This is a genomic window from Paracoccus halophilus (assembly GCF_000763905.1).
GTDB classification, from domain to species: Bacteria; Pseudomonadota; Alphaproteobacteria; order Rhodobacterales; family Rhodobacteraceae; genus Paracoccus; species Paracoccus halophilus.
This window is the reverse complement of record NZ_JRKN01000037.1, coordinates 20,211-27,299: the sequence shown is the minus strand read 5'-3', so window position 1 is coordinate 27,299 and position 7,089 is coordinate 20,211. Positions and strand designations below refer to the sequence as shown.

At 61.9% G+C, this 7,089-nt stretch carries 7 protein-coding genes and 2 pseudogenes; 3 read left to right on the top strand and 6 right to left on the bottom strand.

What is annotated here, in order from left to right:
* Positions 1-633: 633 nt before the first annotated feature.
* Both IT41_RS16875 and IT41_RS16870 read right to left on the bottom strand, forming a co-directional pair.
* Positions 634-822, bottom strand: a complete 189-nt coding sequence (locus tag IT41_RS16875; protein WP_036743567.1) for a multicopper oxidase domain-containing protein — start codon at positions 820-822, stop codon at positions 634-636.
* On the bottom strand, positions 819-1,163 hold the full coding sequence (locus tag IT41_RS16870) for an ArsR/SmtB family transcription factor (protein WP_036743566.1): 345 nt from the start codon (positions 1,161-1,163) through the stop codon (positions 819-821). Before IT41_RS16870 ends, IT41_RS16875 begins: the two co-directional genes overlap by 4 nt.
* A 56-nt stretch (positions 1,164-1,219) precedes the next feature.
* On the opposite strand from IT41_RS16870, the gene IT41_RS16865 reads away from it, so the two are divergent.
* A complete protein-coding gene (locus IT41_RS16865) occupies positions 1,220-2,074 on the top strand; it encodes a cation efflux transmembrane domain-containing protein (protein ID WP_036743565.1) in 855 nt (284 codons plus the stop codon).
* A complete protein-coding gene (gene lspA, locus IT41_RS16860; protein WP_036743586.1) occupies positions 2,071-2,571 on the top strand; it encodes a signal peptidase II in 501 nt (166 codons plus the stop codon). Before IT41_RS16865 ends, lspA (IT41_RS16860) begins: the two co-directional genes overlap by 4 nt.
* Positions 2,572-2,995: 424 nt before the next feature.
* Here lspA (IT41_RS16860) and IT41_RS16855 read toward each other — a convergent pair.
* A pseudogene (locus IT41_RS16855) lies at positions 2,996-3,469 on the bottom strand (cytochrome c biogenesis protein CcdA); the annotation flags it as partial.
* Positions 3,470-3,474: 5 nt separating this feature from the next.
* Between IT41_RS16855 and IT41_RS20240 the strand changes: the two are divergent.
* A pseudogene (locus IT41_RS20240) lies at positions 3,475-3,633 on the top strand (iron dependent repressor, metal binding and dimerization domain protein); the annotation flags it as partial.
* Between the two features lie 45 nt (positions 3,634-3,678).
* Here IT41_RS20240 and lspA (IT41_RS16850) read toward each other — a convergent pair.
* Genes lspA (IT41_RS16850) through IT41_RS16840 form a run of 3 tightly spaced genes read right to left on the bottom strand, consistent with a single transcriptional unit; the run spans position 3,679 to position 7,038 of the window.
* A complete protein-coding gene (lspA, locus tag IT41_RS16850; RefSeq protein WP_052081730.1) occupies positions 3,679-4,155 on the bottom strand; it encodes a signal peptidase II in 477 nt (158 codons plus the stop codon).
* Positions 4,152-4,775, bottom strand: coding sequence for a methyltransferase family protein (locus IT41_RS16845; protein ID WP_036743564.1), 624 nt, complete (start codon positions 4,773-4,775; stop codon positions 4,152-4,154). The genes lspA (IT41_RS16850) and IT41_RS16845 overlap by 4 nt, the downstream gene beginning before the upstream one ends.
* A gap of 4 nt (positions 4,776-4,779) precedes the next feature.
* Positions 4,780-7,038, bottom strand: a complete 2,259-nt coding sequence (locus tag IT41_RS16840) for a heavy metal translocating P-type ATPase (RefSeq protein WP_052081729.1) — start codon at positions 7,036-7,038, stop codon at positions 4,780-4,782.
* Positions 7,039-7,089 lie beyond the last annotated feature (51 nt).

The window sequence follows — 7,089 nt, the reverse complement described above, 5'->3', positions numbered from 1 at the left end:
GGGTCTGCGCCCAGTTCACGATGACGATGGCGGCCTGCAACCTCGCGAGGCTACCGAAACTCCTGACGGCCTGACGGAGAAGGCAACTCTGACCCGCGACCACCGCCGATGCCGATGCCGATGCCGAAGAAAACCGACTTCAAATCGTGGCGGCAGGAATAACGGCCTTCAAGGCCGACTTCTTCAGCAGCCTGTTAAAAAGCAAAGGTAGCAAGGCTTGCTTCAGTGTCCCCGACCATCCGTAGGGGCTATTTCGTCCAAGCAGTCGCTTCTACTAGCCATCTCTAAATGGCGCTTAGCAGTGGTAACTCTTCTGTATCAACATTCGCCATGCCTATCCTGCTTGTAGTATTTTGTTATCATCATGCCGCGGCGCAACATGAAAGACTGCTTTCGGAGACAAAATTGAGAAGCCACATTTGTCCTGAATGTCGGCATTGGGCCGTTTTTGACGAATGCTGCCGAGCGACTGGACGGCCGCTTCGGCGGACCCGCAGCTTAGCGAGGTGTTCTCCGTTCGGGTCTAGACATACTCCGTAATGCGTTTCAACAAGGCGACACCGGCACCTGATAGAACGCCGCAAGAAGACGTAAGCTCTTGACGACGCCCGGTGTCGAGCGGGTGGGGTCCTGTTATGTGACCGTAAACTGCCCCATCATGCCCGCATCCTCGTGTTCGAGGATGTGGCAGTGATACATGAATGGTGTCTCTTCCGAAGCCAGCTTGTCGAACCTCAGCAGGATTTCGGTCGGACCCTGCACACGGACGACATCTTTCCAACCGATCTGCGCCGAGTCGACCGGCCGTCCGTTCTGACTCACGCCTCACGATAATTGTCACACGCCTCAACACCCTCTGCGACCACGTCGAGAAGTGCGTCCACATCGTTCAGAAGGACCGTGATGCGCGGGCTGCTGATACGGTAGCGGATGAAACGCCCATGGCGATCGCTGGCGACAAGCCCGCACTCCAGCAGGCACCTCAGATGGTTGGAGACGTTGGGTTGCGATAGTTTCGTCCGCTCGACGAGCTCGTGAACGGCCAATGGCTCGTTACAAAGTGCACCGAGGATGGCCAGGCGGCTCGGGTCCGCGAAGCCGCGAAACAGCTTCGCCCGTCGCTCGATGGTTGCGCTCTTGCGGTCATCGACGAATTGCGCCATATCACTCCTCGCTGATATGTTGTTCTTTGATTCATCCTAGCAGGAATAGCGCGACCATGGCCAACACCGAAAGTGCCGGATTGACGGCAGATGCCCCGCCCGTCCGTTACCGGGTTTCCGGTATGGACTGCGCCAAGGATGCCGCACAGATCGAGCGGGCGGCACAGTCGGCCGGAGTCGCGCCCGGCGATGTGAAGGTGTCGGCCGCAACTCACATCATGACACTGAATGCCCCCGAAGCGCGCCTGCCGGACATCGAAAAGGCAGTCGCGGTTACAGGCTATGGCTTCGACCGGATCGATGGCGATGAAGACATTCCGCCGAATCCTGCCCATCAGGACCCGGCCTACCGCCGCGCCCTCTGGATCGTCGTGATCCTGAACGTGGGATACGGGGTCCTCGAAATGATCGGCGGTTTCATTTCCGGATCGCAGGCCGTGAAGGCCGATGCGCTCGATTTCATCGGCGATGGCGCGATCACCTTCCTCGGCCTGCTGGCCATCGGCTGGAGCCTCGCTTGGCGGGCACGGTCGGCTCTGATCCAAGGCATCTTCCTCGGGCTCCTCGGTCTTGGCGTCCTCGGCACGACCATCGTCCGGGTCTTCGAACAGACGACGCCGGATGCAGGTCTCATGGGCCTGCTTGGCATGATCGCCCTTGTCGTCAACGCCATCTCCGTTCTGCCACTGCTGCGGTTCCGCAAGGGCGACGCGAACATGCGGGCCGTCTGGCTCTTCTCGCGCAACGACGCCATCGGTAATGCGGCGGTCGTCGTTGCCGCCGGTCTTGTGGCGTGGCTGGGCAGCGCATGGCCAGACCTCATCGTCGCTTTCGGTATCGCCGGGCTGTTCCTGCACTCGTCATGGGCGATCATCCGCGACGCGCGGGCCGATCTGAAGGCGCCGGCATGAATAGCCGCTTTCTGGGCGGGCTTTGCGCGATCGCAGCCTTTGGTCTCGATCAGGGCACCAAGGCGCTTGCCCTGAACACACCGGCGCTTGAGCGCGGAGTCGAGGTTCTGCCCTTTCTCAATCTCGTGCGGGTTCTGAACGATGGCGTCAGCTTCGGTATGTTGGGCGGGATCGTGCCATGGTGGGGTCTCATCGCACTTGCTGCCGTAATCGTGGCATGGCTGCTGATCTGGTTGTGGCGCGCGCCGGACAGGCTGACGGCTGCCGCTCTCGGTCTGATCATCGGCGGCGCGCTCGGCAATGTCCTCGACCGGCTGCGTTATCGGGCCGTCCCAGACTTTCTGGATTTCCATTACGGAACATACCACTGGCCGTCCTTCAATCTTGCGGATGTGGCGATTTTCTGCGGTGCAGTCCTGCTGTTCTGGGACAGCTTCCGCTCGGCGCAGAACAAGCCCGAACGTAACCACCGAGAAGAAAACGTTACGGGGAAATAATCGATGTCCAGCATTCCATCCGCAAAGGGCATCGACAGCACGCTTGCCCTGCTGCGCAACCCATATGGGTTCATTCCGGACACATGCCGCGATCTTGAGGGCGACCTGTTCGAGACCCGCATCCTCTTTCAAAAGACGATCTGCATGACTGGTGCCGCAGCTGCGGAGGTCTTCTATTCCGAGGATCAGGCCATGGGAGGTTTGCGCGGCCCGAGAGAGGAGTTCGGGCGACGGGTCAACACCGATGATCTGACGCACGGCCTCGGGGTAGAGCGCAAGGTTCAGGCCCGAGCCGATCCCGATCTCCAGCACACGTCCATGCAGCCCGGAGACGGCGCGGCGCCGGTAGGGAAGAAGTTGATCCTGGCCCATCGCCAGATGCGTCAGCCGAGGGAGGATATGTTTCTCGTACAGTCGCATCTGTTCACCCGATCCGCGCAAGGACAGGGAAGGTGTCCAGCAGCCAGTAGGCCAGTGCGCTCAACCGCCCGGTCATCATCGCCAGGCCCATCAGGATCATGACGCCGCCCGCAGCCTGATGCAGGCGGCGACCCCAACGACCGATGCCGCGCAGCCTGCCGGCAATACTGTCGGTGAACCCCGCGACGACCAGAAACGGGATCCCAAGGCCGGCCGAGTAGAAGGCAAGCAATGCGACGCCCTCGCCAATCGTCGCGCTTGTCGCGCTGGCGGTTAGGATGGCGCCGAGGATCGGCCCGATGCACGGTGTCCAGCCGAAACCGAAGGCGAGTCCGAGCACGTAGGAGGCGACCGGTTGCCCGCCCGGCAGGTCGAGATGGAAACGCAGGTCGCGCTCCATGGCCGACAGGCGCGCTGCCCCGATCATGAACAGACCGAACAGGATCACGATCGCGCCGCCGACGAGGTTGAGTTCGTAGCACCCTGGCCGATGAATGCCGCCGCCGGCACGAGATTGTGCTGCGCTTCTTGATCCGCCTCGGCCTTGATGCCGAGACGGCTGAACGGGACGCCGAAGGCATCGAGCATCACGTCAGTCAACGGACATTGGCTTTGTTCGAGGCTTACGCCGATCAGGTGTAGACTGGCGTCCAACTCGGCCTGTCCAGCTTCATAGTCTTGCTCTGGTTAAAACGCAGGTTCCTTGGATTTCGATGGGCGAAGCCATACGGTGAAGACCAGCAAGGCCCCGAGCGTGATTGCGATATCGGCGCCGTTGAACGTGGGCCAGTGCCAATTCCGCCAGTAGAGATCGAGGAAATCGGTGACCGCACCCTGCCGCAGTCGATCGATGATGTTGCCGAGCGCACCGCCCACGATCAGCGCAAGACCTGTCCGCTCACGAAGGCTTTCCGCACGAAACGCCATAATCGCGAACATCAAGGCGAGCCCGCCCGTCAGTGCTGCCATCAGCAGCGGCCGTCCCGCCATGGCACCCGACATCATGCCAAAACTGGCTCCTTCGTTGAAGCCAAGCGTCACATTAAACCCAGGAACAACAGGCAGGATCTCTCCTGGAGAAAGCAGCAACAGTGCCACCGTCTTGGTGGCCTGATCTGCCAACACGGTGGCACCAATCAGGAGAATGATCGGGGTCGCCTTCATGTTTCGTTTCTCCGGTGAAAGCCGATCCAGCGCGGCACAGTCTTGAGATAATGGTCATAGTCTCTTCCCAACGCCTGCTGCAACGCGGTTTCCTCGGATTGAACCTGTGTGGCAGCCGACCAAAGGAAGAGCATCGAAGCGAGAAACGTGGGAACTGCAGGAATGGCAAGACCCACTCCCGCAAGCAGCATGAACTGACCCACAAAGGTGGGGTTGCGGCTGAAACGATAAAGCCCGCCTGACACAAGCGTGCCCGTTGCACCCTCGGCGACACCCACACGCCACGAGCTGCCCATCGACATCTGCGCGGCGAAGGCGAGCATTGCGCCGGTGCCGGCGATAAAGACGCCGAGCAGGCCAATCGCCACCGCCTCACCCCCGGTCCAAAAAGGGTCAATCTTGTGCAGGGCGGGCCAAGCCAGCCAGAGCAGCGGGCCAAAAAAGCCCAGAACAAAGGCCGCCCGAAAGCCAAACGCTGCCCAGCGATCGCGTCCCCTGGCTTGGCCAAACAGCCAGATCGACGTCCGCGCTGCCTGAGCCGCCATGGCGCTGCCCCAGAAAAAGAGCAGCAGATAGCCCGCCAACAGCGCCAGTACGGACCAGCCAAACCCTGACAGCATGGCCTCAGCCCTCACGCTCGGGATTGAAGCCCAGCAGGCGGAGCGCGTTCAGCGTGACAAGCACTGTAGCCCCGGTATCGGCAAGGATGGCAATCCAAAGGCCGGTGATCCCCAGCACTGTTGTCACAAGAAAGACCGCCTTCAAACCAAGCGCGATGGTCACGTTTTGCCGAATGTTGGCCATGGCCGCGCGGGCAAGCCGGATCTGTGCGGGAATGTCAGTCACCCGGTCGCGCAGAATGGCCGCGTCGGCGGTCTCCAGCGCCACGTCGGTGCCCGAGCCCATGGCTACGCCAATGCTGGCCTGTTTGAGGGCAGGAGCATCATTGATGCCGTCACCGATCATCATCACGCCGCCCTGTTCGTTCATTTCGCGAATGGCGCTGAGCTTGTCCTCGGGCATCATGTCGGCCTGGAACTGCATGCCCAGACCTTCGGCAATAGCCGCGGCGGTGCGGGGGTTATCCCCTGTCAGAATGGTCGATGTGATGCCCATGGCCGACAACTGGCGCACCGCTTCTGCAGCGTCGGCCCGGGGTTCGTCGCGCATGGCAATAAGGCCAAGCGGGATGCCTTCGCGATAAACGGCCACGGCAGTCTTTCCCTGCTCCTCGAAGATGGTCGCTTGTCGCAGACCGAGTCCATCCAACCCGCCATTCTCGGAGGCATGTCGGGGCGAGGTCACCCAAGCCGGCGCATCCCCCACTGTTGCGACGACCCCCCGTCCTGCCAGTGCGCGTGCATCGCGGGCTGGAAGGGCCGGGACGCCGGCCGTTTCGGCCCTGTTCAAGATAGCCACGGCAAGCGGATGGCTGGATCCGCTTTCGACCCCTGCCGCAACCTCAAGCAGCTGCGCCTCGGTCGTGTGGCCGAACGGAACCAGATCGGTGACTTGCGGGCGGCCATGGGTCAGGGTGCCGGTCTTGTCGAATGCGACCTTCGAGACCTTGGCGGCGGCCTCGATCACAGCGCCCCCCTTCATCAGCAAACCTCGCCGGGCGCCGGTAGAGAGCGCCGATGCGATGGAGGCAGGAACCGAGATTACCAACGCGCAGGGACAGCCAATCAGCAGCAGCGCCAGCCCGCGATAGATCCAGGTGTCCCAGGACTGGCCCAAGACCAGCGGGGGCACCACGACCACAAGGACCGCGACCGCAACGATGGCGGGCATATACCAGCGGCTGAAGCGGTCGATGAAGCGTTCAGTCGGCGCACGCGCCTCCTCGGCTTCTTCGACAAGACGGATGATGCGGGAAATGGTGTTGTCCTGGGCGGCCTTGGTCACGGTGACGCGCAGCACAGCCTCGGTGTTGATCGAGCCCGCAAAGACCCTCTCCCCCGGACCGCGTGTGGCGGGCACGCTTTCCCCTGTTACCGGGCTTTCATCGACACCGGATATGCCTTCGATGATGTCTCCGTCGGCCGGGATCCGATCGCCCGGCCGGATCAGAACGGTCTGGCCCACCTGAAGACTGGCGGCGGCGACTTCGCGTGTCGTGCCGTTTTCCTCCAGCAGCGCTGTTTTTGGAACCAGATCGGCCAGTGCGCGGATGCCGTTGCGAGCCTTGCTTGCGGCGACGCCCTCAAGGACTTCGCCCACGGCAAACAAGAACACAACCAGTGCAGCCTCTTCCGCTGCATTGATGAACAGCGCGCCGATGGCAGCGACTGTCATCAGCCCCTCGATGGTGAAGAACTGGCCGGATCGCGCCGCAGCAAAGGCGCGACGGGCGATCGGGGCAACGCCGATCAGGCAGGCCGCGACGAATGCCCAGGCACCAATGCGAGGCGCGAACAGCTCCACGCCCCAAGCCGCAGCCAGCAGCAGACCGGTGAAGATGACCAGTCTGCCCTTGCCGGTCTGATACCAGTTCTTGCCGCGATCGGCTGGGTCGTCATGGACATGGCCGGGACTGCCATGCCCGGAATGAGCGGCCTCGACCCCAGCGGGACGTACGTGATCATCCGCCTCGTGATTGCCATCGGATGCCGCACCAGGAAGGACGAACTCCTTCTTCTCGGCCCCGCGTGGCTTGATCCCGTATCCCAAAGCTCGCACGGTCTTTTCGACTTGCTCCCGGCCGGTCTTGTTTTCGTCCAGGGTCAGGCGAAGACGTTCGGACATGATGCCCACCTCGACCCCGGTGACTCCCGGCAAACGGGTCACGGCGTTTCTGATCTTGCCTGCACATGATCCGCAATCCATGCCGGACACTGTCCAGTCGCAGACGGTTTCGTCAGCCAGATCCGATTTCGTCATCATTCTCTCCTCCGCCGAAGCAGGGCGGTTGCCATCATCGAATCAGGGTTTTAA